The sequence below is a fragment of the Streptomyces sp. R-07 genome (assembly GCF_049913175.1).
Classification (GTDB): domain Bacteria; phylum Actinomycetota; class Actinomycetes; order Streptomycetales; family Streptomycetaceae; genus Streptomyces.
Genome location: NZ_CP183978.1, coordinates 7449020 through 7474840 on the forward strand (window position 1 = coordinate 7449020; position 25821 = coordinate 7474840).

The 25821-nt window shown below is 72.6% G+C and carries 26 protein-coding genes; 7 read left to right on the forward strand and 19 right to left on the reverse strand.

Annotation, left to right across the window (positions count from 1 at the left end; genetic code table 11):
• The first annotated feature begins 20 nt into the window (after positions 1 to 20).
• Complete coding sequence (locus tag ACN9M0_RS33975; RefSeq protein WP_399697377.1) at positions 21 to 1754, forward strand: BCCT family transporter; 1734 nt, start codon at positions 21 to 23, stop codon at positions 1752 to 1754.
• Between the two features lie 4 nt (positions 1755 to 1758).
• Here ACN9M0_RS33975 and ACN9M0_RS33980 read toward each other — a convergent pair whose 3' ends face one another.
• From ACN9M0_RS33980 to ACN9M0_RS34000, 5 genes are all read right to left on the reverse strand, one after another.
• Positions 1759 to 2286 carry a DUF6328 family protein gene (locus ACN9M0_RS33980; protein ID WP_366041829.1) on the reverse strand — a complete coding sequence of 176 codons (528 nt, stop codon included), beginning with the start codon at positions 2284 to 2286 and terminating at the stop codon, positions 1759 to 1761.
• 37 nt (positions 2287 to 2323) lie between these two features.
• Positions 2324 to 3598 (reverse strand): sugar ABC transporter permease, encoded by a 1275-nt coding sequence (locus ACN9M0_RS33985; protein ID WP_366041830.1) that lies wholly within the window; start codon positions 3596 to 3598, stop codon positions 2324 to 2326.
• Positions 3595 to 4377 carry an ATP-binding cassette domain-containing protein gene (locus tag ACN9M0_RS33990; protein WP_366041831.1) on the reverse strand — a complete coding sequence of 261 codons (783 nt, stop codon included), beginning with the start codon at positions 4375 to 4377 and terminating at the stop codon, positions 3595 to 3597. The genes ACN9M0_RS33985 and ACN9M0_RS33990 overlap by 4 nt, the downstream gene beginning before the upstream one ends.
• A gap of 72 nt (positions 4378 to 4449) precedes the next feature.
• Positions 4450 to 5538, reverse strand: coding sequence for a substrate-binding domain-containing protein (locus tag ACN9M0_RS33995; RefSeq protein WP_366041832.1), 1089 nt, complete (start codon positions 5536 to 5538; stop codon positions 4450 to 4452).
• A gap of 160 nt (positions 5539 to 5698) precedes the next feature.
• The gene (locus ACN9M0_RS34000; protein WP_366041833.1) at positions 5699 to 6463 is read right to left on the reverse strand and encodes a hypothetical protein; all 765 of its coding nucleotides are present in this window, start codon (positions 6461 to 6463) and stop codon (positions 5699 to 5701) included.
• 189 nt (positions 6464 to 6652) lie between these two features.
• Here ACN9M0_RS34000 and ACN9M0_RS34005 point away from each other — a divergent pair, with 189 nt between their 5' ends.
• Positions 6653 to 7105 carry an SRPBCC family protein gene (locus ACN9M0_RS34005; protein WP_366041834.1) on the forward strand — a complete coding sequence of 151 codons (453 nt, stop codon included), beginning with the start codon at positions 6653 to 6655 and terminating at the stop codon, positions 7103 to 7105.
• 15 nt (positions 7106 to 7120) lie between these two features.
• Here ACN9M0_RS34005 and ACN9M0_RS34010 read toward each other — a convergent pair whose 3' ends face one another.
• The 10 genes from ACN9M0_RS34010 to ACN9M0_RS34055 all read right to left on the reverse strand — a co-directional run bounded on the left by ACN9M0_RS34010 (position 7121) and on the right by ACN9M0_RS34055 (position 17830).
• Positions 7121 to 7558, reverse strand: coding sequence for an Lrp/AsnC family transcriptional regulator (locus ACN9M0_RS34010; protein WP_426405364.1), 438 nt, complete (start codon positions 7556 to 7558; stop codon positions 7121 to 7123).
• Positions 7559 to 7613: 55 nt separating this feature from the next.
• The gene (gene trpS, locus ACN9M0_RS34015; RefSeq protein WP_399697372.1) at positions 7614 to 8735 is read right to left on the reverse strand and encodes a tryptophan--tRNA ligase; all 1122 of its coding nucleotides are present in this window, start codon (positions 8733 to 8735) and stop codon (positions 7614 to 7616) included.
• Positions 8736 to 8939: 204 nt separating this feature from the next.
• Complete coding sequence (locus ACN9M0_RS34020) at positions 8940 to 10184, reverse strand: cytochrome P450 family protein (protein WP_426404782.1); 1245 nt, start codon at positions 10182 to 10184, stop codon at positions 8940 to 8942.
• Positions 10181 to 11410: a cytochrome P450 gene (locus tag ACN9M0_RS34025; RefSeq protein WP_366041837.1), complete on the reverse strand. Its 1230-nt coding sequence runs from the start codon at positions 11408 to 11410 to the stop codon at positions 10181 to 10183. Before ACN9M0_RS34025 ends, ACN9M0_RS34020 begins: the two co-directional genes overlap by 4 nt.
• Positions 11407 to 12036 carry a GTP-binding protein gene (locus tag ACN9M0_RS34030; RefSeq protein WP_399697368.1) on the reverse strand — a complete coding sequence of 210 codons (630 nt, stop codon included), beginning with the start codon at positions 12034 to 12036 and terminating at the stop codon, positions 11407 to 11409. The genes ACN9M0_RS34025 and ACN9M0_RS34030 overlap by 4 nt, the downstream gene beginning before the upstream one ends.
• Positions 12017 to 12370: a DUF742 domain-containing protein gene (locus ACN9M0_RS34035; protein WP_030690507.1), complete on the reverse strand. Its 354-nt coding sequence runs from the start codon at positions 12368 to 12370 to the stop codon at positions 12017 to 12019. Before ACN9M0_RS34035 ends, ACN9M0_RS34030 begins: the two co-directional genes overlap by 20 nt.
• The gene (locus ACN9M0_RS34040) at positions 12367 to 12768 is read right to left on the reverse strand and encodes a roadblock/LC7 domain-containing protein (RefSeq protein ID WP_365223493.1); all 402 of its coding nucleotides are present in this window, start codon (positions 12766 to 12768) and stop codon (positions 12367 to 12369) included. The genes ACN9M0_RS34035 and ACN9M0_RS34040 overlap by 4 nt, the downstream gene beginning before the upstream one ends.
• Positions 12765 to 14642, reverse strand: a complete 1878-nt coding sequence (locus ACN9M0_RS34045) for an ATP-binding protein (RefSeq protein WP_426404783.1) — start codon at positions 14640 to 14642, stop codon at positions 12765 to 12767. The genes ACN9M0_RS34040 and ACN9M0_RS34045 overlap by 4 nt, the downstream gene beginning before the upstream one ends.
• A gap of 134 nt (positions 14643 to 14776) precedes the next feature.
• Positions 14777 to 16657, reverse strand: coding sequence for a serine/threonine-protein kinase (locus tag ACN9M0_RS34050; protein WP_426404784.1), 1881 nt, complete (start codon positions 16655 to 16657; stop codon positions 14777 to 14779).
• A 45-nt stretch (positions 16658 to 16702) separates the two neighbouring features.
• Positions 16703 to 17830 (reverse strand): hypothetical protein, encoded by a 1128-nt coding sequence (locus ACN9M0_RS34055; protein ID WP_426404785.1) that lies wholly within the window; start codon positions 17828 to 17830, stop codon positions 16703 to 16705.
• A gap of 220 nt (positions 17831 to 18050) precedes the next feature.
• Here ACN9M0_RS34055 and ACN9M0_RS34060 point away from each other — a divergent pair, with 220 nt between their 5' ends.
• From ACN9M0_RS34060 to ACN9M0_RS34075, 4 genes are all read left to right on the forward strand, one after another.
• On the forward strand, positions 18051 to 18209 hold the full coding sequence (locus tag ACN9M0_RS34060) for a hypothetical protein (protein WP_366042486.1): 159 nt from the start codon (positions 18051 to 18053) through the stop codon (positions 18207 to 18209).
• Positions 18210 to 18341: 132 nt separating this feature from the next.
• Entirely contained in the window at positions 18342 to 21107 is a 2766-nt protein-coding gene (gene lanL / locus ACN9M0_RS34065) for a class IV lanthionine synthetase LanL (RefSeq protein WP_426404786.1), read from the forward strand.
• Positions 21108 to 21174: 67 nt separating this feature from the next.
• Positions 21175 to 21300, forward strand: a complete 126-nt coding sequence (locus ACN9M0_RS34070) for an ALQxL family class IV lanthipeptide (protein ID WP_366042484.1) — start codon at positions 21175 to 21177, stop codon at positions 21298 to 21300.
• Between the two features lie 167 nt (positions 21301 to 21467).
• Positions 21468 to 21815 carry a DUF190 domain-containing protein gene (locus ACN9M0_RS34075; protein ID WP_366042483.1) on the forward strand — a complete coding sequence of 116 codons (348 nt, stop codon included), beginning with the start codon at positions 21468 to 21470 and terminating at the stop codon, positions 21813 to 21815.
• A 100-nt stretch (positions 21816 to 21915) separates the two neighbouring features.
• On the opposite strand, the gene ACN9M0_RS34080 is transcribed toward ACN9M0_RS34075, so the two are convergent.
• The 3 genes from ACN9M0_RS34080 to ACN9M0_RS34090 all read right to left on the reverse strand — a co-directional run bounded on the left by ACN9M0_RS34080 (position 21916) and on the right by ACN9M0_RS34090 (position 23871).
• On the reverse strand, positions 21916 to 22212 hold the full coding sequence (locus ACN9M0_RS34080) for a hypothetical protein (protein ID WP_366042482.1): 297 nt from the start codon (positions 22210 to 22212) through the stop codon (positions 21916 to 21918).
• A gap of 61 nt (positions 22213 to 22273) precedes the next feature.
• The gene (locus ACN9M0_RS34085) at positions 22274 to 22996 is read right to left on the reverse strand and encodes a B3/4 domain-containing protein (RefSeq protein ID WP_399697357.1); all 723 of its coding nucleotides are present in this window, start codon (positions 22994 to 22996) and stop codon (positions 22274 to 22276) included.
• Between the two features lie 38 nt (positions 22997 to 23034).
• On the reverse strand, positions 23035 to 23871 hold the full coding sequence (locus ACN9M0_RS34090; RefSeq protein ID WP_426404787.1) for an EamA family transporter: 837 nt from the start codon (positions 23869 to 23871) through the stop codon (positions 23035 to 23037).
• Between the two features lie 118 nt (positions 23872 to 23989).
• Here ACN9M0_RS34090 and ACN9M0_RS34095 point away from each other — a divergent pair, with 118 nt between their 5' ends.
• Complete coding sequence (locus ACN9M0_RS34095) at positions 23990 to 24607, forward strand: helix-turn-helix domain-containing protein (protein WP_426404788.1); 618 nt, start codon at positions 23990 to 23992, stop codon at positions 24605 to 24607.
• On the opposite strand, the gene ACN9M0_RS34100 is transcribed toward ACN9M0_RS34095, so the two are convergent.
• Complete coding sequence (locus ACN9M0_RS34100) at positions 24572 to 25783, reverse strand: nitric oxide synthase oxygenase (RefSeq protein ID WP_426405365.1); 1212 nt, start codon at positions 25781 to 25783, stop codon at positions 24572 to 24574. The genes ACN9M0_RS34095 and ACN9M0_RS34100 overlap by 36 nt on opposite strands.
• Between the last annotated feature and the right edge of the window lie 38 nt (positions 25784 to 25821).

The following is a 25821-nucleotide window of genomic DNA, read 5'->3' on the forward strand; positions in this document are numbered from 1 at the left end:
TGCCGTGAAAGGTGCCGCCTGTGTCACAGGAAGATCAGAGGTCGGAAGGCCGTCGAGCGGGCGCCGAACGGACCGGCCGGGAAGGGCTGCTGCCGGTGACGGCGGACCTTCCCGGCCGCCCCGAGCACCACCACCGCGCCCGCACCGACCGGATCGTGTTCGGTGTCACCGCCGTCCTCACCGTGGCCTTCGTCGTCTGGGGAGCCACCGCCACCGAGAGCCTGGAGGACGCCTCCACCACCCTTCTCGACGGGCTGATCCGCAACGGCGGCTGGGCGTTCATGCTGGCCGCCTCCGGCTTCGTCGTCTTCGCGCTGTGGCTCGCCGTCAGTCGCTACGGCCGGATCACGCTCGGCCAGGAGAACGAGGGCCCCGAGTTCCGTACCGTGTCGTGGATCGCCATGATGTTCAGCGCCGGCATGGGCATCGGCCTGATGTTCTACGGCGTGAGCGAACCGCTCGCCCACTACGCCACCCCACCGCCCGGCACCCACCCCGTCGACTCGGCGGAGCGGATGCAGACCGCCATGGCCACCACGCTCTTCCACTGGACGCTCCACCCGTGGGCGATCTACGCCGTCGTCGGACTCGCCATCGCGTACTCGACGTTCCGGCGCCGGCGCCGCCAGACCATCAGCGCGGTCTTCGTCCCGCTGATGGGCGAGAAGCGGGCGTACGGCGGTCCGGGCCGCTTCATCGACATCCTGGCCATCTTCGCCACCCTCTTCGGCTCCGCCGCCTCGCTCGGCCTCGGCGCGCTCCAGATCGGCAGCGGCTTCGAGGAACTGGGCTGGATGGAGAAGACCGGCACCGGGCTGCTCGTCGCCATCATCGCCGTCCTGACGGTGGCCTTCGTCCTGTCCGCCGTCTCCGGTGTGGAGAAGGGCATCCAGTGGCTCTCCAACACCAACATGGTGCTCGCCGCCGTGCTCGCCGTCTTCGTCTTCGTGGCCGGCCCCACCATCATCGTGCTCGACCTGCTGCCCACCTCGCTCGCCGCCTACTTCGGCGACCTGCCGCAGCTGGCCGGCCGCACCGAGGCCACCAGCGGCGCCAAGATCCATGACTGGCTGGGCAGCTGGACCGTCTTCTACTGGGCGTGGTGGATCTCCTGGACGCCCTTCGTCGGCATGTTCATCGCCCGCATCAGCCGGGGCCGGACCATCCGGCAGTTCGTCGGCGGAGTCATCCTGGTCCCCAGCGCCGTCAGCCTCGTCTGGTTCGCCGTCTTCGGCGGCACGGCGATGAAGCTCAGCGAGCAGGGCGACCTCGCGGGGGAGACCACGCCCGAGGGGCAACTCTTCGGTGTCCTCCAGGAGTTCCCGGCCGCGGGCGCGATGAGCCTGCTCGTGATGGTCCTGGTGGGCATCTTCTTCGTCTCGGGCGCGGACGCCGCCTCCATCGTCATGGGCACGCTCTCGCAGCGCGGCGCCTTCGAACCCACCCGCCCCGTGGTGATCTTCTGGGGCGTGGTGACCGGTGCGGTCGCCGCGATCATGCTGCTCATCGGCGACGGGCAGGGCGACGCGCTCGCCGGCCTGCAGAACCTCACCATCCTGGTGGCGGCGCCGTTCGTGCTCGTGATGATCGGCATGTGCGTGGCGCTCATGAGGGATCTGCGCAAGGACCCGCTCATCGTCCGGGGCGAGCGGGGGGAGGAGGCCGTCGAACTCGCCGTGATCGCCGGCCACGAGAAGTACGACGGGGACTTCGAGCTGAGGATCGGCCCCGGCACGTCGGACACCGACACCTGACGACTCACTCGCCGCTGGTGTGACGGGAACGGATCCACAGGGGCAGCGCGAACCAGCACACCAGGTACCAGGCGAGTACGCCGCCGACCAGCCAGGGCACGTACGCGTCGTGCGTGACCACCCGCAGGACCAGGAAGAGGGCCGACGTCAGGGTCGCCAGGAGCAGGATCAGACCGACGAAGGTCATGCGTGAGGCCCAGGTGACCGCCCGGGGTTTGACCCGGCGGCCCGCCACGATCCGGTGGAGGGAGACGGGGCCGATGAGCGCGCCCGTCGCGAGCGATCCGAGGACGACCGTGACGATGTAGGTCGTCTTGTCGGTCTGCTGGAGGCCCTGGAAGTGCGGGGTGAACACCACGGTGAGGAGGAAGCCGAGGAGGATCTGCACGCCGGTCTGCGCCACCCGGATCTCCTGGATGAGCTCCTGCCAGCGCCGGTCGGCACGCTCCTCCTCGGTCTCGTTCCGGCCGTGACGCACCCCGTCCTCCGGCCCCTTCCGAGGCCCGTCCGGCGGCCTCGGGTCGTCCTGCATGAAGGTCTCCTTCCCCGGGCCCGATGAGCCAGGTGGATCAGGCGCGGCCCGCGGCCTTCTGGCTCCGGCGGGACAGCGAGTCGACGACCACGGCGGCCAGCAGGACCGCACCGGTGATCATGAACTGGACGGCGTTGCTGACACCCATGATGTTCATGCCCGACTGGATGGACCCGATCACCAGCGCGCCGAGGAGGGCGGACCAGACCGAACCGCGCCCGCCGAACAGGCTCGTGCCGCCGATGACGGCCGCGGCGATGACGTTCATCAGCAGGTTGCCGCCACCGGAGGTCTGGCTCGCGGACTGGATCTGCCCGGCCAGGAAGATGCCGCCGACCGCCGCCATGAGCCCGGAGATCGAGAAGACGGTCATGCGGACGAACGGCACGCTGATGCCGGCCCGGCGCGCGCCCTCGATGTTGCCGCCGACGGCGAAGATCCGCCGCCCGTACGTCGTACGGCGCAGCACGAAGTCCAGGAGCACCAGCACGATCAGGAAGATGAGGAGCGCGAGGGGGAGCCCCTGGTACTGGTTGAGGATGTACGCCGCGGCGAACGCGATCGCGGCGATGACGACCGTACGCAGCACGATCTCGGCGACCGGACGGAACGGTACCCGGGCGGCCTGGCGCCGTCTTGCGTCCAGGAGCGAGGCCGTGAGGAAGAGCCCGACCCCCACGGCCGCGGTCACGTAGGCCGTGGCGGGGCTGTGGAAGATCGTCGAGTAGAGCTTGGAGACGATGCTCTCGCTCGGGATGTTGACCGTGCCGTTGGCGCCCAGGATCTGGAGCATCAGGCCGTTCCAGAACAGGTTGCCCGCCAGGGTCACCACGAACGCCGGCACGCCGACTTTCGCGAAGAAGAAGCCGTGGATGAGCCCGACGGCCGCTCCGCCCGCGAGGGCGACGAGCAGCGCCAGCCACTGGTTCATGCCGTTCAGGACGTTGAGCACGGCGAAGATGGCGGCGCACAGGCCGCTGACGGAGCCGACGGACAGGTCGATCTCGCCGAGCAGCAGGACGAAGACGATCCCGACGGCGATCATGCCGGTGCCGACGATCTGCTGACTGAGGTCGGAGAGGTTCTGGGCCGAGAGGAACGTGCTGTCGAGGCTGCCGAACACCGTCCAGATGATGATCACGGCCACGACGACGGGCAGTGACCCCAGCTCCCCGCTGCGCAGCTTGCGGCGGAACTCCCCGAGGTATCCCTTCAGGCCCTGCTCGCGGACGAGCAGCCGGGTGTCGACCGCCGGCATGGCCTCGGGCGCCGGTTCCTGCGCGGAGTTGTCGGGGGCTCGGTCCCGTCTCATTGCTGCTCCTCCTGCCGCTTGCGGGCCTGGCGGCGGGTGACGGCGCTGTCCGTGGCTCCGGTGATGGCGGAGATGATCTCCTCGGTGGTCGTGGAGCGCTTGTCGAAGAAGCCGTTGTTCCGGCCGAGGCGCATGACGGCGATCCGGTCGGCGACCGCCATCACGTCCACCATGTTGTGGCTGATGAGAATCGTGCCGAGACCGTGCTCGCGGAGCCGCTCGACCAGGTCGAGGACCTCGGCGGTCTGCTCCACGCCCAGGGCGGCGGTGGGCTCGTCCAGGATGACGACCTTCGGATCGCCGATCAGGGAGCGGGCGATCGCGACGGTCTGGCGCTGGCCGCCGGAGAGGGAGGCGACCGGGATCCGGACGCTGGGGATGCGGATGGAGAGGGTGTCGAGCAGTTCGCGCGAGCGCTGTTCCATCCGGACCTCGTCCAGGACGCCGAAGCGGCGCAGTTCGCGGCCGAGGAAGAGATTGCCGACCACGTCGAGGTTGTCGCACAGGGCGAGGTCCTGGTAGACGGTGGCGATGCCGAGGTTCTGGGCGTCGTGGGGCCGGTTGATGCTGACGGCCCGCCCCTGCCATTCGATGACGCCCTCGTCGGGCGGGTTCACTCCGGCGATCGACTTGACGGCGGTGGACTTGCCGGCGCCGTTGTCGCCGACGAGGGCGACGACCTCGCCGGCGTGGACCTCGAGATCGAAGTCCTTCAACGCCTGGACCGCGCCGAACCGTTTGGAGATCCCCCGCAGGGTGAGCACGGTTGGCTCCGGCAAGGGAACCGCCTCCTCTTCGAGACCGGCGTCCTTTTCGAGACCGGCGTCCTGATCGCGTCCGAGACCGGCGTCCTATTCGAGACCGGCGTCCTTGCAGGCCGCCGCATAGGTCGGGGTGCAGATCTCCTGGACGGTGTAGAGCCCGTCCTTGACGACGGTGTCCTTGATGTTGTCCTTGTTCACCACGACCGGCGTGAGCAGCGTGGCCGCGACCTTGTGGTCACTGCCGCTGGTGACCGTGGTGGGCACCAGGTCGGACGACAGCTTCTTGCCCTCGGCCAGGTTGACGGCCATGGTGGCGGCGATGTCGGCCTCGGGCTTGTACGGCTTCTCGACGGTGAAGGTCTGAGTACCGATCAGGATCCGCTGGATCGCGTCGAGTTGGGCGTCCTGGCCGGACAGCGGCACGTTCATGCCGGCGGCCTTGAGGGCGGTGGCGATACCGGCGGCCAGTCCGTCATTGGCCGAGTAGACACCGACGATCTTGTCCTTGCCGAGGGAGCTGATGGCTCCGGACATCTGCTGGTTGGCGTTGTTCGGGTCCCAGTCGGGGGTGTCGTACTCCTTGCCGATCTTCACCTTGCCGTCGAGGACGGAGTGCGCACCGGCCTTGAACTCGGCCGCGTTCGGGTCGGTCGGCGACCCGTTGTGCATCACGATCTCTCCGCTCTTGGCCTTGTCGCCGAGCGCGGCGAGGAGCGCCTTGCCCTGGAGCTCGCCCACCTTGTGGTTGTCGTACGAGACGTAGGCGTCGACGGGGCCCTGCGCGAGGCGGTCGTACGCGACGACCTTGACGCCCGCGTCATGGGCCTTCTGCACGGAGGACTGGATGGACTTGGCGTCCACGGCATCCAGGATGATGACCTTGTCGCCCTTGGCGAGCGCGGTGTTGACCTGCTGCTGCTGGGTGGTCGCGTTCTGCGCGGCGTTGTAGTAGTCGACGTGGGCCCCGGGCGCCAGTTCCTGGATCTTCGCCTCGATGTAGGGCCGGTCGAACTTCTCGTACCGCGTGGTCTTGCTCTCCGGTAGCAGCAGTCCGATCCTGACGTCCCCCTGTTTCTCGCTTCCCGCGCCCAGGGCCGACGCACTCGTGGCCACCACTCCGAGGGAGAGGGCCGCGGCTCCGGCCAGGGCTATCGCGCTCCGCAATGTACGGGTCATGGGAGGCTCCTTTCGTACGCCCCCTGATCCCTCACCTCGTGAGCGTGGGAACGAGGATGCACATGTGGCCTATATATCGACATTAGCCGCAACCTGAGGACCGGCAAGCGGATGGGTCGCCCTCCGTGACGGCGACATGTCGCAGCGCGTCGGCCGGCGCTCAGGAGGGGGTGGGGCCCGCCGCGCCGTCCGTGGCGCGCAGGAGGCGCAGGAAGGCCTTGAGGCCGGTGATGATCTCCTCGTTGTCGGTGAGCCGGTTCACCGTCGCCTCGAACTCCCGGGCCAGCGCGGCGATCCGCCGGTCGGTCGCCTCCGCGCGGTCGTGCGCGGCGAGGCCGACCGCGTCGACCGTGCGGCGCAGCTCGGCGAGGGCCCGGTACTGCTCCTCCGCCTTGCCGTCGAGCACCGTCGCACCGTTCTCCAGCGCGGCGACCCGCTCGCGCAGCGCCACCACGTCGTCGCGCGGATACGTCACCTCCCGCAGCAGCAGACCGAGCCGCCGGCGCAGTTGCCCGAAGTACGCTCCGGCCGGCCGGAAGGCCGTGCTGAGCAGGAAGAACCCGGCCCACCAGTACCCGGCTCCGCGGCCGGTCGCGGCGGCCACGGCGAGCGCCGCACCGGCCGTCGCCACGTGCCCGGCGACGGCGACCCGCAGCATCACCCGCGCGATCCGCCGCGCCTCGGTGTCCCGCTGCTCGGAGACGACGAGGCCCTTCTCCCGGCTGACCGTGATCTCCGCGAGCACCGCGTGGGCCCGGAAGTACAGGTTCCACGGGGCCGTGAGGAGCAGCAGGAGCCAGAGCAGCCCCAGGACGCCCGCGCCCACCGCGAGCACCGTCCCGGGCGGCGCCCCCACCGCGTACGCGAGCACCAGAGCCCCCACCGCGAGTCCCGCGACCAGGAAACCGCCCACGACCTTGCTCATGCCGCCCCCTCCGAACCCGCCCGCCTGATGTCATGCTCCCGCTGGCGCCGGATGCCTGCATGAGTACCGCTACTCAGATCGAGGCTGGCGGGGCGCCGCCCGGAGTGGGAGGATTTGTGCGAAGCGCCAACGAGCCCGCGTCGGCGCACCGGGTTCCGGCGAGGTCTCCCGTCGCACGAAGGGGGCGACATGCCTCCCATCACGGAAACCATCGACATCTCCCGCAAGCCCGACGAGGTCTTCTCCTACGTGACCGACCCGACGCATCTGCCCGAGTGGCAGGAGAGCGCCGTCTCGGTGCGCAGGATCGGCGACACACCCCTCGCGGTCGGCTCCAAGGTCGCCGTCACGCGGCGGCTCGGCAAGCGGGAGTTCACCTCGACCATGCAGGTCATCGAGTTGGAGCCGCCGAGGCACTGGCACGTGCACGGCATCGACGGCCCCGTACGCGGCGACGTCCAGGGGACCATCGAGCCGCTGGACGACGGCGAGCGCTCCCGCCTGACGCTCTCCCTCGACTTCGAGGGGCACGGCATCGGCAAGGCACTCGTCCCGCTCGTCGTCCGCCCCCATGTGCGCAAGGAGATGCCGAGGGACGAACTGACCCTCAAGGGCATCCTGGAGAGCGGCACGGCCGGCTGACGGACCGACGGAAGCTCAGTCCGTGGAGACCGGCCGCTCGAAGAAGGTCTCCAGGGACACCGTCGCCTGCGTGCCGCTCACGCCCTTGATCGCGTACAACCGGCGCAGCACGTCCTGCAGTTGCACCGTGGTCGCGGTGCGCACCTTCACCAGGACCGAGGCACTGCCGGCGATGACGTGCGCCTCCTGGATCTCGGGGATCGCGGCGAACGCCGCCGCCGAATCCCCGATCCAGGCGGACGAGTCGACCATGACGAAGGCGAGCACGTCCTGCCCGAGGGCCGCGGGATCGACGTCCACGGTGGTGCGGCGGATGACGCCGCGCTCCCGCAGCTTCCGCACCCGCTCGTGCGCGGCGCCCGCCGACAGGCCGACCGCCCGGCCCAGCGCCGCGTACGCCTGCGTGGCGTCCCGCTGGAGCTCGGCGAGCAGCGCCCGGTCGATGGCGTCCAGAGTCCCCTCCGTCATTCCCCGATCCCCTCCCGCATTCCCATGCCGGAAACATACGTCAGTACAGACTGTTCATCGCCGTCCGCACCTCGGCGAGGGTCGCGTCGGCCACGGCGCGGGCCCGCTCGTTCCCCTCGCGCAGGACCCGGCGGAGGTACGTCCGGTCCTGCGCGTACTCCGCACGGCGGGACCGGATCGGCGCCAGGTACTCGTTGACCGCCTCCGTCACGGTCCGCTTCAGCGCGGCGGCTCCCGCGGAGCCGATGTCCGCGGCGACCTCCTCGGGGGTACGGCCCTGACAGAGCGCCGCGAGCAGCAGCAGGGACGACACCCCGGGCCGGCCGGCCGGGTCGTAGGCGATGTGCCGGTCGGCGTCGGTCTTCGCGCCCTTGAGCAGCCGGGCGGTCTCGTCGGCATCGGCGGCCAGGGCGATGGCGTTGCCGCGGCTCTTGCTCATCTTGGTGCCGTCCGTGCCCAGCAGCAGCGGTGCCTCGGACAGCAGGGCGTCGGGCTCGGGGAAGACGGTGGCGCCGCTGCCGTAGCGGTCGTTGAACCGGCGGGCGACGGTCCGGGTGATCTCCAGGTGCGGGAGCTGGTCCTGGCCGACGGGGACCAGGTTGGCCTTGCAGAAGAGGATGTCGGCGGCCTGGTGGACGGGATAGGTGAACATCAGGCCGCTGACGGCGGACTGCCGGGAGTGGGCGATCTCGTCCTTGACGGTGGGGTTGCGGTTCAGCTCTGCCACGGACACGAGACTGAGGAACGGCAGCAGCAGCTGGTTCAGGGCGGGGACGGCGCTGTGGGTGAAGACCGTGCTGCGCTCCGGGTCCACACCGATGGCGAGGTGGTCGAGCACCAGCTCCTCGACGTGCTCGGTGAGGTTGTCCGCCACGTCGCGGTCGGTCAGAACCTGGTAGTCCGCGATGATCACGAACAGCTCCGCGCCGAGGTTCTGGAGCCGGACCCGGTTGTGCAGGGTGCCGAAGTAGTGCCCCAGGTGCAGCCGCCCGGTGGGGCGGTCGCCGGTCAGGATGCGGAACCGCCCCGGATCTTCGAGGATCTGCTGCTCCAGGACCGCGCTGCGCGTCCGTGCGGCGGTCGTACCGAGCGCGTCGGCGGAGGGAGCCGAGGGGGCGGCGGGGGAGGGAGCGGACGGGGCGGTGGTGGTGACGGTGCTCACGAGGTCTCCTGGTGTGGGTCGGTGGAGCCGTCAGGACGACTGGACCCGTGAGCCAGGAAACGCAAAAGGGCCGTTCGTCCGAACGGCCCGGTCGTGCGTGATGAGTGGCCGCTCCTAGGAGGAGCGCCACCAGCTGAGGCACGACGACAGATGCATGGACACATCGTAGCGCCCCGTGGCCGGAACCACGGAGCGCTTCTCCGGTCAGGCCAGCACGACCGGGAGGTCGAAGAGGTCGTTCTGCGTGACGACCGGCTTGTTCCGGAGCTCCTCGCGGGGCACCGCGAGGCGCAGCTCGGGGAAGCGCTCGTACAGGGCGGGGAGCGCCACCGAGGCCTCCAGGCGGGACAGCGCCGCACCCGGGCACACGTGCGGGCCGTGGCCGAAGGAGATGTGCCGGTTCGGCGTCCGGGTCACGTCGAAGTCGCCGGCCGTCGGACCGTGCTGCTCCTCGTCCCGGCCGATCGCGCCGAACGACACGATCAGGGCCTCGCCCTTCGGCAGGATCCGGTCACCGACCTCGATGTCCTCCGCGGCGAACCGGATGAGGACGTGCGAGGTGGGCGTCGACCAGCGCAGGGTCTCCTCGATGACGTTCTCCCACGGCACCTCGCCCTTGAGCACCAGGGCACGCTGCTCGGGGTGGGTCTCCAGGGCGACCACGGCGTTCACGATCAGGCTGATCGTCGTCTCGTGCCCGGCCGCCACCATCAGCTGGAGGGTGTTGGTGATCTCCTCCGTGGTCAGCCGGTCGCCGCCCTCCGAGGCCTCGATCAGCGCGCTCGTGAGGTCGTCGCCGGGCTTCTCCGCCTTGCCCGCCACGATCCCCGCGAACAGCGCGCCCAGGTCCGCCATCATCTGCGGCACCTCCTCGGGCGGCGTCTGCGTCGAGAAGAACTTGTCGAACAGCGCCTTCATCCGCGGGTGGTCGGACGGGTCGACGCCCATCAGCTCGCCCACCACGTTCATCGGCAACGGGTACGCGAACTCCGCCTTCAGGTCCACGACCTCCCCGGACGGGCGCTCGGCGAGCCGGTCCAGCATCCCCGTGGTCAGGGACTCGATGCCCGCGCGCAGCCGCTCCACCCGGCGCGCCGTGAGCGCCTGCGCGACCAGCGTGCGCAGCCGCCGGTGCTCGTCGCCGTCGACGGTCAGCATCGACCGGCCGGGGTTCGCGAGACCGATCAGCGGCCAGTCCAGGGGTATCTCGCCGCGCTGCCACGCACCCCAGACGTCGATGTCCTTGACGAGCCGGGAGTCGGTGAGCAGCTTGCGCGCCTCGGCGTGCCGGGTGACGGCCCAGCAGGCCACCCCGCCGGGCAGCACGACGCGGGCCAGCGGGCCGGCGGCGCGCAGCCGGGCGCTCTCGCCGTCGAGGTCGGCGACGAAGGGGTCGAGGGTGATCACATCGGTGCCGGTCGCGGCGGTGTGGTCGTACGGGCAGCTCATCCGAGGGCTCCAAGGGCGGGGGTCGGGGTGTACGTCACGGGGAGCGCGGTCAGGCCGCGCAGCCAGGGGGAGGGGCGGCGGGCGAGGGCGCCCTCGGCGACCGCGAGATCCACGTCCGGCAGCCGGTCGAGCAGCACCTCGATCCCCGTCCGGGCGATGGTCTCGGCGACCTCCTGGGCGGGGAACGGGCAGCGGTGCTCGCCGTGGCCGAAGGAGAGGTGGGCGTTGTTGCCGCCGGTGAACGCACCGGAGTCGGTGCGCACGTGCGGGTCGGAGTTGGCGGCGGCCAGACCGAGCAGCAGCAGGTCGCCGCGGCCGATCCGGCGCCCGCCGAGGTGGGTGTCGCGCGAGGCCCACCGTCCGGCGACGTTCTGGGTCGGGGTGTCCTCCCACAGGACCTCGTTCATCGCCTCGCCGACGCTGTGCCGGCCGCCGGCGAGCGAGGCCGCGAACCGGTCGTCGGTGAGCATCAGGCGCAGCGAGTTGCCGATCCAGTCGGCGGTCGGCTGGTGGCCCGCGGCCATCATCACCATGAGGTCCTGGGCGACCTCCTCGACGGTGAACCCGGCGGTGTTGGCGAGCATCCGGGAGGCGACGTCGTCACCCGGCGTCTCGGCCTTGGCGGCGAGCAGCGCGAACATCGACCCGGCCAGGTGGCGCTGGCCGTCGAGCGCGCCCTCCTGGCCGTTGATCATGTCGTTCATGGCGGTGACGAGCCCCGGACCCTGCTCGTCGGCGAAGCCGTAGCAGCTGGCGAGGACACGCACCGGCAGCAGCATCGCGTACTCGGCGATGATGTCGCAGGCGCCCTTGCCGCACAGGCCGTCGATGAGCTCGTCCGCGAAGCGCTCGGCACGCTCCCGCAGGACGAACGGGTCGATCGCCTCCAGGGCGTCGGAGACGACCCCCGCCCGCTCGCGGTGCCGCTCGCCCACGGTGTAGAGGATCGACGGCTGCTTGCGGCCGATCATGGGCAGCAGCGGCCAGTCCGCCGGGACGGCGTCCCACTGGTTCCACAGCTCGGAGTCGCGGGAGAAGAGGACCGGGTCGCTGGTGACCTGGTGCAGCTCGCGGTAGCCGAGGACCAGCCAGGCGGGTATGTCCCCGTCGAGCACCACCGGGGCGACGGCCCCGTGCTCGCGTCGTATCTGCCGGTACAGCTCGGTGGGGTCGGTCTGGAACCGGGGCCCGCTCAGCGGGACCGGCTGGGGCTCGGGGAGGGTCACGGGGTGGGCTCCGGGAGGGGGTGGGGGGTCGGCCGCGAGGCCGCGGCGACGACGGTCCGCAGGTGTTCCACGAGCGCGATCAGCACCTGCTTGCTGGACTCGCGCGACCGGGCGTCGCAGAGGACCAGCGGCACCTCGTCGGCGAGGTCGAGGGCCTCGCGGATCTGGGCGGGGGTGTGGGCCGGGCCGCCGAAGTCGTTGCACGCGACGACGAACGGCGTGCCGTGGTGCTCCAGGCGGTCGATCGCGTACCAGGAGTCGGCGAGCCGCCGGGTGTCGACGAGGACGACCGCGCCGAGCGTCCCGGAGAACAGCCGGTCCCAGAGGAACCAGAAGCGCTCCTGGCCCGGCGCCCCGAACAGGTACAGGACGTTGTGCGCGTCCAGTGAGATCCGGCCGAAGTCGAAGGCGACCGTGGTGGCCGTCTTCGCGGCGACGCCGACGGTGTCGTCGACCCCCTCGCCGGCCTGGGTCATGGTCTCCTCGGTGTTCAGCGGACGGATCTCGCTGACCGAGCGGACCAGGGTGGTCTTGCCGACTCCGAAACCGCCGACGACGACGATCTTCAGTCCGTTGTCGGCGGTGCTGTGCAGGGTCTGGCGCTGTTCAGAGGTTACGGAGTCCAACGAGCACCTGCTCCAGGATGTCGTGATCGGGAAGGCGGTACGAGGCGCGGGGGTGCCGTGCGCTGATCCGGCCGGTGTCGTGCAGGTCGGCGAGGAGGATCCGCGTGATCGACACCGGCAGCCCGAGCCCCGCCGCCACCTCCACCACGGCCGTGGGGAACCGGCACATGCGCAGGATCGCGGCGTGCTCGGACTGCATGCCGGCGACCGGATCGCTCTCGGAGACCACGAGCGTCACCAGGTCGAAGGCGTCGGACCCGGCGCGGCTGCGGCCGCCGGTCAGGGTGTAGAGCCGGTCGGGTGAGTCGTCCCGGCCCGGCCTGCCGCGGCTCATCCCCGGGGCCTCGCGACCAGGTACTCGCTCAACTGCTCCACCAGCTCGGACATGTTGTGGCCCACGAGCCCGGCGTCGGCGTCCTCGTCGGCGACGAGCGCGAGATGGGCGCCCTCGCCCGCCTCCACGATGAACAGGATGCCGCCGTAGAACTCGGCCATCGCGGAGCGGACCCCGCCCGTGCCGTCGCCGAACTCCACGGAGGCACCGTGCGACAGGCTCTGGATGCCGGCGGCGATCGCGGCGAGCTGGTCGGCCTGGTCGACGGAGAGCTCGGGGGTACGGCAGAGCTTGAGGCCGTCACGGGAGAGCACCAGGGCGTGACGGGTGCCCGGGGTGCGTTCGAGCAGGCCCTCCAGGAGCCAGCTGAGCTTCTCGTCGGTGGTGGTGCCGGTCATGACGGGGTGCCTTCCGGGTGCGGGGAGTTCGAGGACGGCGGCGAGGTCCGCGGAGCGGAAGGCCGGCCGTCGGCGGGGTCGGACGGTACGAGAGGGGTGGCCGCCTCGGCGGCCGGCTCGGCGCCGCCGGATCCGGCGGTGGGACGCTCGGCGGCCGGATGGCCGTCGGTCGTCGTCCGCGCCTCGGGTGTTGCGGCGCCCGTGCCGCGCACGGCCTGGCGGAAGGTGCCGAAGCGGGTCGCCGCCCCGGCCGCAGCACCGGTGCGCGGGCCCTCCGCGCGCGGCTTTCCGGCGGCCTCGGGGCCCTCGGGGTGGGCGGCGGCCATCGCCCGGCCGCGCCGGCGGCGCGGCAGGCCGCTCTCGCCGAACCGCGGGTGCTCACCGGTGCTTTCGGCCGCGGTGTCGTGGGTCGTCTCGGGCTCGGGGGCCGGAGCGGGGACGGCCGCCGGACCGTCGGTGACCGGCGCCGTGGCCTCGGCCGAGACCGGCGCCGTGGCCTCGCCCGAGACCGGCGCCGTGGCCTCGCCCGGGACCGACGGCGTCGCCTCGCCCGGGACCGACGGCGTCGCCTCGCTCTCGACCGGCGCCGTGGCCTCGCCCTCGACCAGCGCCGTCACCTTGCCCGGGACCGGCGCCGGTGCCGGCGCCGTCAGGCCGCGGCCCGTCACGGGCGGCAGGACGGTGGCGGGGGCGGTCGGTGGCTCGACCGGCGTGTGGCTGATCAGGTCCTGAGGCAGCATCAGCAGCGCGCCGGTGCCGCCGCGCGCCGAGGGGCGGAACGACACGGTCAGTCCGTGCTTGCGGGCCAGCCGGCCGACGACGGCCAGGCCGAGCCGGGTGCCGGAGAGGCCGGCCAGGTCCTGCGCCGTCGAGCCGACCGCGGCCTCCGCGCGGCGCAGCTGCACGTCGCTCATGACCAGGCCGCTGTCCTCGACCGCGATGACGACCCCGGCCGGGACCTCCTCCACGTAGACGTGGACCTCGGCGGTGGGCGGCGAGAAGTTCGCGGCGTTGTCCATGAGTTCGGCCAGGGCGTGCATGACGCCCTCGGCCGCGTGCCCCGCGACGGCCGCGTCGCTGCTGGAGTGCAGCCGCACCCGCTGGTAGCCGCCGATCCGTCCCATGGCACCGCGCAGGATCGACTCCATGACGATGGGGCGGGCCCAGCGCCGGCCGGACCGGGCCCCGGTGAGTACGGCGACGGAGTCGGCGAGGCGCCCGGCCTGGGCGGTGCGGTGGTCGAGGTGGAGCAGATCGGCGAGGACGTCCTCGTCGGCGTGCCGGTGCTCCATCTCCCGCAGGTCGGCCAGCATGCTCGTGGCGAGGGCCTGCATGCGGCCGGCCGCGTTGGCCGCGGCGGCCATGGCGGCGGACCGGCCGGACTCGGCGCGGCGCAGCTGGGCTTCGAGCCGCTGCACTTCGGCGGCTTGAGCCCCGGTCAGCTCGGCGGTCCGGGCCGCGTGGGCGGCGACGAGTTCTTCGGTGCGGGCCGTGTGGCTGCGGACCAGCTCCTCGGTCCGTGCCGCGTGGGCCGCCTCCGAGGCGGCGGCCTGTGCCTCGTACCGCTCCCTCGACGCCGCCGTCTCGCGTGCGGAGTCGGCCGTGAGCCGGGCGGCCTGGGCCTCCCGGGAGGCCAGTTCGGCGGTGAGGGCCTCGACGCTCCGGCTCAGGGAGCGCGAGGTCCGCCCGTACCAGGTGACCGCGCAGGTCGCGGCGGCCAGCAGGAGGACACCGCCGCCGGTGAACCAGCCGAGTGCGGGACGGACCTCGGCCGGCGCCGCGGCGGTCGCCGCGACGGCGAGCGCACCACCCACGGCGGCTGTCAGCAACGAGGCGAGCAGGGCAGGGCGGAAGGGGGTGGACGGCGCCGACATCAACCAGACTCTCGAGAACAGGCACGCGGGGGTGGGGAGTCGTAACGTCGGCACTATAGATCCGATCTTGATCGGTTCGGAACCTCTCTTGATCGGATCGGTATTCAGGTCACGGAATATGTCACCAAAGGCGATCAGCTCGTCGACGACGAAGGTGCCGCGTTGCGCCAGACCGTCAGATCGAGGGTCATGTAGGTGCTCGGCGAGTCCTCCGAGGAGAAGCCCTTGACGGTGACCAGGCCGAGATGGCCCGTGCCCGTCGTGACGCAGACCTGACGGCCCTGAGACAGCTTGCTCACAGCGATGTTCTCGGTGAACCGGGTCTCCGCGCGGCACGCTTCGAGGGTGCCCTCCTGGCCCGGGTCGAGCAGCACCAGATTGCCGCCGGTGCTCTCCGCGTCGAGGTAGCCGCCGGTGTCGTAGGAGAGTTCGTACCCGCCGTCCTCGCCGTCCTGGGGGCGCACGGGGTCGTCCCCGAGGGTCAGGTGGTAGCCGGCCGTGAGGTTGATGTTCTCGTACGTGGCGCCCTCCGGGGCCGGCGCCGTCGAGGGCTTCGGGGTGGCGCTCCCGGTCCCGGTCCCGGTCCCGGTCCCGGTTCCGGTCCCTGTGCCACCGCTGCTCGGCGTGCTCGCCGAGCCCTTCCCGTTGGGCTTCCCGCCGGCGTCCGTCGTCGTCTGTCCGTCCTTGTCCTTCAGCAGGACGTACGCGGTCGTGCCGCCCGCCACGGCGAAGGCGACGACGGCGGCGACGGCGATGACCAGACCGCGCCCGCCGCGCTTCTTCTGCTGCTGGGGCGCCTGCTGCGGGTGGTAGCCGGTCGGCATCGGACGCCCGGGGTAGGGCTGTTGCGGGTACGTGGGACCGCCGGGGCCCTGCGTCGGCGCGTACGGGAAGGCGGGCGCCGGGGCGACGCCGGCCGGGGGACCGGCCGGGGTCGACGGGGCGGCGGGGGCCGACTGAGCGGCGGTGACCGTCTGCGGCGGCGGGCCGAATCCGGGCGGCGGGGTCGAGGGCGCGGCCGGCGCCGTCGGGGAGTACCCCACCGGCGCGGCCGACGGGACGGTCGTCGGCGGCGGGGGCGTCTGCGGGGGCGCGGGAGCCGCCGCCCGGGCCGTGATCTCGGCGGAGACCGCGCCCGGCAGCCAGTCCTCGGGACGGCGCAGCACCGTCGCCGCGTTCGCGGCCTGGCAGAGCTGGATGATCTCGGCGAGCGTGGGCCGGGCCTCGGGCTCCTTCGAGAGGCACCGCGTGACGAGCTCGGTGAGCCGCTCGGGAACGCCGCTCAGATCCGGCTGCTCGTGCACGATCCGGTACAGGACCCCGTGCCCCGTCCCCTCGCCGAAGGCCGGGACGCCCGTCGCCGCGTACGCCGCGACCTGACCGAGCGCGAACACGTCCGTGGCCGGGGTGACCCGCCGTCCCGCCGCCTGCTCGGGCGCCATGAACGACGGGGTCCCGATGGTGACTCCACTGCCCGTCAGGGACGTCGCGTCGGCGGCGTGCGCGATGCCGAAGTCGATGACGCGGGGCCCGTCGGAGGCGAGCAGCACGTTGGACGGCTTGAGGTCGCGGTGCACGATGCCCGCGCCGTGGATGACGTGCAGGGCCTCGGCCATGCCCGCGACGAGCAGCAGCACCGTCTCCACGGGCAGCGCGCCGTGCCGTACGACCGCGTCGGCGAGCGAGGGACCCGGGACGTACGCGGTGGCCAGCCACGGCTGCGCGCCCTCGGGGTCCGCGTCGATGACGGGCGCGGTGAACAGCCCCTGGACGCGCTGCGCGGAGCGCACCTCCTGGGCGAAGCGGCGGCGGAACTCCGCGTCCTCGCCGAACTCGGGACGGATCAGCTTGATCGCCACCGGCCGGCCGCCGGGCGTGTACGACAGATACACCTTGCCCATGCCGCCGGCGCCGAGCCGTGCGGCGAGCCGGTATCCGGCGACCGTCGTCGGGTCGTCCGCCGCCAGTGACTGGAACACTTCGGAGCCGCTCCGGTCCGCTTGCTGACCGCCCATGAACCCATGTCTCCCCACGCAGAACACTGTTTGCCGGAGGGCACCCTACCGGTGGGCCGTGCCCTCGGCCGACTCCGTCGTGACCTCCGTGCCGGTGAGCCCGGCGCGCTCCGCGAGCGCACCGCCCTGAAAGCGGCTCTCCGCCCCCAATTCCTCCATCAGGTCGGCGATGTGACGGCGGCAGGTGCGCAGCGACATCCCCATGCGGCGGGCGATCACCTCGTCCTTGGCCCCCTCCGCGAGCAGCACCACGAGCGCCCGCCGCAGACTGGGACCGACCTCCTTGTACGCGGCCTCGCTGGTGCCCCGGAACGGGACCGCGCCGGACCAGTGCTGCTCGAACACCCGGCAGAGGTACGCCACCACGTCGGGGTCCCGGACGAGGACCGCGCCCTCGCCCGCACCACCGTCGGCGCGCCGGGGCAGGAAGGCCACGGCCCGGTCGAAGACCACGGCCCGGTCGGGGAGTTCGGCGGCGGTCCGGTACTCGGCGCCTGCCTCGGTGAGCCGCTCCACGTACCCCTGGGTGGACAGGCTGGAGCGCGCCGAGTGCTGGTACAGCGTGCGCATCCGCACCCCGCGCCCGAGCATCGCCACGTCCCGCTCGACGGAGTCCCCGAGGCGGTGCGCCGCCCGCCCGCCGCCCGGCTGGATGCTGAACACCTCCTCCCGGCAGCGGGCCGACTCCTCGGTGAGCATCGCGGAGGCGGACGCCATGTCGGGCAGCACGTCGAAGCCCTCCCGGCGGCCCTGTTCGCGCCGCGCGGCCCGGTACCGCGGCATCAGGGAGTGCAGATCGTCGCGCAGGGACTGGGCGTGCGCGGCGGCCCGCGCGAGCTCCGCCTCCAGGGGGCCGACCACCTCCGCGGCGGCGGCGTCCGGGTTCACCGGGATCAGCTCCCCGGGCCGGCCGGGCGCCGGGCGGAGCAGACGGAGCTGTCGCAGGGTGCGGCAGGCCGCCTCGACCTGCTCCGGGCTCAGCCCGAGGGCCGGAAGCCCGTGCGCAAGTCCGTCCGGAACCCCGTCCGGAAGTCTGTGCGCAAGCCCGTGCGCATCCCCGTCCGCAACCCCGTCCGAAAGCCCGTCCGCCGTCGGGTTCGCGAGACTCCCGTGCTCCAGTACGTACGCGAAGACGGCGACGGCCTCGGCGTCCAGCCGAGGTATTCCGTCCACATCCACCCCAGTAGTCACACGTTTCCCCCGTGATGCGGCCCTGCTACTTCCGTGCCATGCAGGGTATTGCCAGGTCATGGCGCTGGACCAAGCGGGCTCGCCGGGATGGACTGGTGGTGTCCGGCCGAGGGAAACCCCATCAGGCCGACATACGGCGTGAACCCGCCAGACACGGAGCTTCCCGCCCGCCCTCTCACCCTCCCGAACCAGGAGCCGCACCATGTCCGTCGCCGTCCGCTGCCTTCTTCTCCTCGCCGTCCTGCTCGCCGGCGGAGCCTCCGTCGCCGCGAAGGACGGCACGCCGGAGACGACGCGGACGGTCGCCGGGAGCCCCATGGACACCAGCTGGGGAGACGACTACGACCGGCCTCTTCAGTAGGACCGCTCGGCCCCCTGCTCGCCACCCCTGCGAAACGCGAGGACGAAGAGCGTGTCGTCACCCACCGCGCATTCCCCCTCCGGCCCCGGACCCCGCCGGACACGTACCGAAAGCCCCGCCGACCGGGCCCTGTTGCCCGACATCGTGCGCGCCGTGATCGCCCGGCACGCACCGGCGGCGGAACCCGGCACGGCGGACTGGAGCGTCGAACCGGGCGCGTTCTGGTGCCACGTCGTGCCCGGAAGGGCCGTCGGGCGTGCCCAAGGCTGGAAGCTCCACGTCCCGGCCACCCCGCTCTCGGCCCCCCTGGTCCTCGCCCGGTCCGCCGAGGTGCTCGTCGCCCACCGGGCGGCCTTCAAGTTCGCCGCGAGCCCGGCCGATGTGGCCGCGCTGGTGTCCGGGCGCTTCGCACGCGGTGGCGGCGGCAAGTTCCTGACCGTGTACCCCGCCGACGACGCGCAGTTCCGGCGGCTCGCGGAGGAACTCCACCGGGCCACGGAGGGACTTCCGGGCCCCGCCGTCCTCTCCGACCGGCGCTACCGCCCCGACAGCCAGGTCTTCTACCGGTACGGCGTGTTCAAGGGCGTCCGGGAACTGACGCCCGACGGCGCATTCGCCGCCCGTCTCACCGACCCCGAGGGCCGGCCGGTCGCGGACGAGCGCAACGCCTGGTTCAGCCCCCCGGCCTGGGCCGGCGACCCGTTCCCCGACCGTCCCGCCGCGCCCGCCCGCAGCACCGCCACGGCCAAGCCCGTGCTGCTCGGCGACCGCTTCCTCGTACGGGGAGCGATCCAGCACTCCAACAAGGGCGGGGTGTTCCGCGCCGAGGACACCCGCACCGGCGCCCAGGTCGTCGTCAAGCAGGCGCGGCCCCACGTGGGAGCCGGACTCGAAGGCCTGGACGTCCGGGACCTGCTGCGCCGCGAGGCCGCCCTGCTCGAACGGTTCGGGCACGCGCGCCCCGACCGGGTCCCCGGGCTCGTCGAGGTGTTCGAACAGCAGGGCAGCGTGTTCCTGGCCACGGAATCGGTCGCGGGGGCGACGCTGCGGCGCACCGTCGCCGAGCGCCTGGTGGGGGACGGCGGCGGCAGCCCCGACGACCGTACGGCCGACGCGCTGGTCGGGCAGCTCGTCGAGCTCGTCGCCGCCGCCCATGAACTGGGCTTCACCCTGCACGACTTCAACCCCAACAACGTCATGGTCACCCCGGACGGACGGCTCGTCCTCATCGACCTGGAGATGGCGGCCCGCGAAGGGGAGCGCTGGGTCCTCGGCGCCACCCCGGGCTACACCGCCCCCGAGCTGCGGGCCGCCGAACAGGTGGCCCCCGCCCTGCCGCCGAGCGTCGACCTGTACGCCCTCGGCGCCACCGTCCTGCACGCCCTGAGCGGCGCCGACCCGGTCTTCGCCGAGGACCTGCCGCGCGACACGGCCCGGCCGGACGAACGGCGCCTCGCGGACCTCGTGGACCTCCTGGCCCGTGACCACGCGCCCGTACGACGCTTCGCGCCGCTGATCCTGGGCCTGACGCGGGACGCGCCCGAAGACCGCTGGACCCTGGACCGAGCACGGGAGTTCCTGGTGGGAGGCCGAGGGGAACCGACGGCGCGACCGGATGCGGCTCCGTCCGCCGGGGAACACCCGGACGCGACGGCGACCCGGGCACGCCTCCTGCACGACGGCCTCTCCCACCTGCTGGCCACGATGCGTCCGCACGACCCCGAACGGCTGTGGGTCTCCGACTCGTTCGGCGAGACCTGCGACCCCGTGGCCGTGCAGCACGGATCGGCGGGCGGCGTCGCCGTCCTCGCCCGGGCCCTCGGCCACTGGGACGCCGGACTCCGCCTCCCGCGGACCGGTTCCGTACCGCCCGTGACCCGCGAGGCGCTGGCCGAAGGCCTCCGCACGGCCGCCCACTGGACGGCGGCGCGACAGGTGACGCTGCCGAGCGACCCCCCGGGGCTGCACTTCGGCCGTTCGGGCACCGCCTGGGCGCTCCTCGACGCCGCGCGGGCCCTCGACGACACCACCCTGGAGGACCGGGCCGTCACCCTGGCCCTCGGCCTGCCCGTCCGCGCGCCCAACCCCGACGTCTGCCACGGCGTGGCCGGCTCCGGCCTGACGCAGCTTCACTTCTGGCGCACCACCGGGGACCCGCGGTTCCTCGACCGCGCCGCCGAGGTCGCCGACGGCCTGCTCGACACCGCGCGGCGCACCCCCGAGGGGGTCTTCTGGCCGGTGCCGGAGGACTTCGGGTCGGCGCTCGCCGGAGCCTGGCACTACGGCTTCGCGCACGGCGTGGCCGGGGTCGGCACCTTCCTCCTGCTCGCGGCGGAGGCCACCGGCGACGGACGGTTCCTCGACGCGGCCACCGAGGCCGGGGCCACCCTCGTGGCCGCCGCCCGCAGCGGACCGGCCGGTGCGCTCTGGCCCGTCGACCGGGCCCGCCACCTCTCCGACTCCCCGGATCTCGCGCGGCACTGGTGCAGCGGCTCCTCCGGCGTGGGCACCTTCCTCGTCCGGCTGTGGGCGTCGACGGGAGCGTCCGACAAGCCGGTCCGCGACCTGGTGGACGGTGCGGCCCGCGCGGTGCGGGCGGGCCGGGTGACCGACTCGCCGGCCACCTGCCACGGGCTCGCGGGGAACGCCGAGTTCCTCCTCGACGCCGCGGCGCTGACCGGCGAGGAGGAGTACCGGGCCGCCGCCGAACTGCTCGTCGAGCATTTGGCCGCCCAGGCCGTGCTGCGCGACGGACGCCTCCTCGTGCCCGACGAGAACCGCAGGACCGTGCTCGCCGAGTACGCCACCGGCCTCGCCGGGAGCCTCTCCCTGCTGCTGCGGATGCGCGGCGGAGGGCCCCGGGCCTGGCTGCCGGAGGACGGGCCGGCCCACCCCTGAGTGTCCGGTGGCCACCGGCCACCGGCGTCCCACCGAATATCCGATTCACCCGAAGAAGGAGACCGTCATGATGGAGTTCGACATCGATGCCCTGCAGGTCCTGCCGGAGGAGGTCCGCACGGAGGACGCCCGCGGCGAGGAGCACGCCGCCGCGCTGATCACCGCCTGCCGCTGGCTCACGAGCGGCTGCTGACGGACCGACCGCCCGGGGGAGGGGGCCGGCGTCCCGCCGGCCCCTTGGGGGTGTCTTGCCGACAAGACACCCCCTCGGCCCGGAGGTACGACCGTAGACTCGAAGTGCGGGCCTGCCTCGCCGCACCCGGTGACGGGCGACCCGCCGCGTACGGCGTGGAGGCGGCGATGACCAGGCTGACGGGCAGGGCCCTGCGGGTGACGGTCTTCGTGGGGGAGACCGACCTGTGGCACCACAAGCCGCTGTACACCCAGATCGTCGGCCGGGCGCGCGAGGCCGGTCTCGCGGGAGCCAGCGTGTTCCGCGGCATCGAGGGTTTCGGTGCCTCCTCGCTGATCCACACCCAGCGACTGCTGTCGCTGAGCGAGGACCTTCCGGTGGCCGTGGTCATCGTCGACACGGAGGAGAAGGTCCGCGCCTTCCTGCCCCAGCTCGACGAGCTGGTCGGCGAGGGCCTGGTGATCCTCGACGACTGCGAGGTCATCCGCTACGTGGGCCGGGAGAAGCCCGCCTGAGCCCGTTTCACCACGGAGCCGGTCTTCCTGGACCGTCGAGCCGGGCCCGGGCCGTGTGGCCGGGCCCCTGCGCCGCCCGATGCGCCGTCCCGTCCCGGATTCACGAGGGCATGACCGCCGCGAGGCCCTTGCGGAGGTCCTCCGGGTTCATGACCGGCGAGTAGTGGATCTTGGCGCCGATCTCCATGAAGAACGGCTCCGAGATCTTCGGCATCATGGAGGGGTCGGCCAGGTCGAAGAAGAGGAAGGCGGTCCGACAACCGTTGTCGACGGTGAAGTACGCGGCCTCGGGCTGGAGTTGCTTCATCGCGGATTCCATGAGCTCCAGGAGCTTGCCCTGCTTGATGGCCTCGTTGGAGGCCGGGGTGTCCATCTGAACCTTCAGCAGCATGCGCATGGCACGGCCTTTCCCGACCGGGCGGGCGCTCCGTTCGGGACGCCCGGGACCCCGGACGCGCTCAGTTCCAGCGTCCTCCTACCCCGCCGGAGGTTCCACTCGGGTCGAGGTAGCGGACCGTCGTCCCGTCGGCGTGCGGGGCCAGGAGGTCCTGGAGTTCGGTCGCGGCGGTCTTCAGGAGGTGGCCGTCGCGGCCGGCGTGGAGGGTTTCGAGGACGAAGGTGACGCGGGTGGAGTCCTCGGTGACGCGGGTGCGGTGCGCGTCGCGGTGGTTCCAGTGGCGGGTCAGGACGCCCGTGGTGTCGGCGTAGACGATCTCGCCCGGCCGGGGGTTCTCGACGGTGTCCGGCTCGCCGAGCGGGGTGAAGGCCTCGGTGCCGTCCGCGGGGCGGATGACGACCTCGCCGGTGACGTGGTCCAGGTCGAAGGCGCCGGCCGGCAGGCCGTGGCGGACGGACACGGCGTTGTAGGAGTCGACGGCCGGGTTGATGCGCGGCAGGGCGCCCTTCTTCGCGAGGCGGCGGCCGAGCGCGTCGACGCTGGGGCGGACACGGCGCGGGTTGGTGCCGAAGGAGCGGTACGCGGTGTGCCACGCCTCGATGCGGGGGTCGGTCTCGTCGGCGGGGAGCCAGGTGCCGGCGGCGAGCTCCCGCTCCAGCTCCGCCACGGCGGCCGTGGTCCGGGGCCAGGGCTCGCGGCCCCGCAGGCCGGTGGCCGTGACCAGGGCGATGAGGGTGTCGGGGAAGGCCTCCGCGACGGCGGGGGCGAGGTGGAAGGCGGTCATGGGGACTTCCGTTCGTGCGTGCGGACGAGAGGGGGCGCTCAGGTCAGCGCCAGGAGACTGACGGCCACGGCCGCCGTCCCCAGGCCGACGAGCTGGCCGCGGTGGATGCGTTCGGCGAGCACGCTGCGGGCGAGCAGGACCGTGCCGGCCGGGTAGAGGGCGGTGATCACGGCGACGACGGCGAGGTCGCCTCCGCGGGCGGCGAGCAGGAAGAGCAGGTTCGCCACGGAGTCCAGCACTCCCGCGGCCGCCGACAGCCCGTACGCGGGCCGCTCGGAACCCAGCCGGCGGTACATCACCGCCGCCGCGGCGAGGGTCACGGCCGAGGAGACGGCCCGGCCCACGATGAGCGGCGCCACCCCGCTGTCCGGGGGCGCCTGGTGCAGGCAGACCAGCTGGAGGGCGATGGCGGCGCCCGCCCCGAGGGCGAGCAGCAGCGCGGTACGGGACGGGCGCTCCGTACCGGAGTCGTGTCCGGCGCTCACGAGGACCACCGCCGCGAGCGCCAGCGGCAGGCCGATGAGGCCGGTGACTCCCAGCCGCTCGCCCTGCAGCAGGCCCACCCCGACCGGCAGCATCGCGGAGACGAGTGCGGTCACGGGCGACAGGACGTTCATCGGTCCGATCGCCAGGGTCCGGTAGAGCAGCGCGAAGGCGGCGGCCGAGGCGACTCCGGACGCCGCACCCCAGGTCAGGGCCCCGGTGTCGAACGAGGCGCCGAGGAAGGGCCACAGGAGCAGCTCCACCGCGAGCGAGGCCGGGGCCGCGATCATCACGGTCCGCAGCACATGGGCCTTGCGGGCTCCGAGGCCGCCGAAGAAGTCGGCGCACCCATAGGCGAGTGAGCTGCCCAGGGCCAGCAGCAGAGCGATCACGGTGCATCCCTTAGTATCTCAATGGAACGACTAGACCGTACAACGGACCGACCGGGTTGTGTCAACCAAACGACCGCACGGTGCATTCCACTGGTCCACGCGCGAGAACGGTGAACGGATGGCCGAGACAGACGCAGCCCTGCGGATCCTCGCCCGCAACGTGAGGGCGGCCCGCAACCGGGCCGGCCTCTCGCTGGACGAACTCGGCAGGCGGGCCCAGGTCAGCAAGGGCGCCCTGGTGGGCCTGGAGAAGGCCCAGGGCAACCCGAACTTCGCCACCCTCGTCCGCCTCGCCGACACCCTCGGCGTGTCCGTGTCCGCCCTGATGGAGGGGCCGGCCGAAGGCCGCGTGCGCGTCGTGACCGCCGACGCCGTCGCACCGCTCTGGACGGGGAGACTGGGCAGCGAGGCCCGGCTCATGCTGACGACCTCGGGCCAGGCACCGGTCGAGGTCTGGCGCTGGACGCTGGAACCGGGCGAGGAGTACCCCAGCCACCCCCACCAGGCCGGCGTCGTGGAGACCGTGAGCGTCACCGCCGGCCGGATGGTCCTGGTCGTCGACGGCGCGGAGCACACCGTCGAGGCCGGACAGACCGCCACCTTCGAGGGCGACGCCGCCCACGCCTACCGCGGCGCGGGCGGGACGACCTGCCACCTGATCATGACGGTCCACCTGCCGCCCGGCCCCGCGGCCGCGCCCTCAGCCCTCCCTGGCGAGGAACGCGGGCCGCAGTGACGTGTCCACCGGGTCGTAGTACCGGTGGAAGACCGCGGTGGTGGAGCCGGACACGGGCGGGACGATCCAGCTCCAGTCGGCGGGCGTGGGCCTGCCGTGCCGGCTCTCCTGCGCGATGTGCCGCAGGAACCGCTCGGACTCGGTGTGATGGTCCGCCATCGTCACCCCGGCCTCCTGGAAGGAGTGCAGCACCGCCACGTTGAGCTCGACGAGCGCCCGGTCCCGCCACAGCGTGCGCGCCGAGGAGCGGTCCAGGCCCAGGCGGTCGGCGACCACCGGGAGGAGGTCGTAGCGCTCGGCGTCGGCGAGATTGCGGGCGCCTATCTCCGTCCCCATGTACCAGCCGTTGAACGGCGCCGCCGGATACCGCACCCCGCCGATCTCGAGCGTCATGTCGCTGATCGCCGGCACCGCGTACCAGCGCAGCCCCAGCTCCGCGAACCACCCGTGGTCCGGGTGCCGGAGCGGCACCTCCATGACGGCACCGTCCGGCAGCTCGTACCACTCCGGCCGCGCGCCCGGACGCTCCTCGACCATCAACGGCAGCACCTGGAACGGCTCTTCGTCCCGCTTCCACCCCAAAGCCAGGGCGCGGGCGGTCGACGCCTCGCCGCGCGGGTCGCCGATCCAGCGGCCCTCGGAGGCGCGGTGCCCCGCGTAGCGGACCAACTGGTCGTTGACGATCCGCGGCGCAAGACGGCCCGGCCGGTCCGGGGTGAACACCGAGATCACCGGGCGGATCCGCCCGCCGTTCCCGGCGAGCCGCAGGTGCTCGAAGCAGTGGGCGGCGATGTCGTCGGCCGACGACACGTGCCGCAGGTCGCGCACCACGAGGCTGCGCCAGTAGAGCCGGCCGATGCACCGGGCCGCGTTGCGCCACGCGACACGGGCGCCGAAGGAGAGCTCGGCCGGGGTGTGTTCGTACGTACCGGTCCGGTCGATCTCGGCGAGCACCTCGCGGACCCTGTGCTCCACGTCCCCGGCGTCGGGCTGCTCGTGATGGAACTGCCGGAGGAAGCTCTCCGCCTCCCGGCGGTCCGTGACCTCCGGTACCGGTGGGCGCGGCCACGCACCGGGCGGGGGCGTGGGTGTGGACGTGTACGGACAGGCGCTGACAGTGGCGGCCTTGCGGCGGCGACCCAGACTGAAGACCAAGGTGTTCCCTCCCGCCCCCATGACTACCGCACGCATTCGCCCGGTTGTGGAGAGTAGGG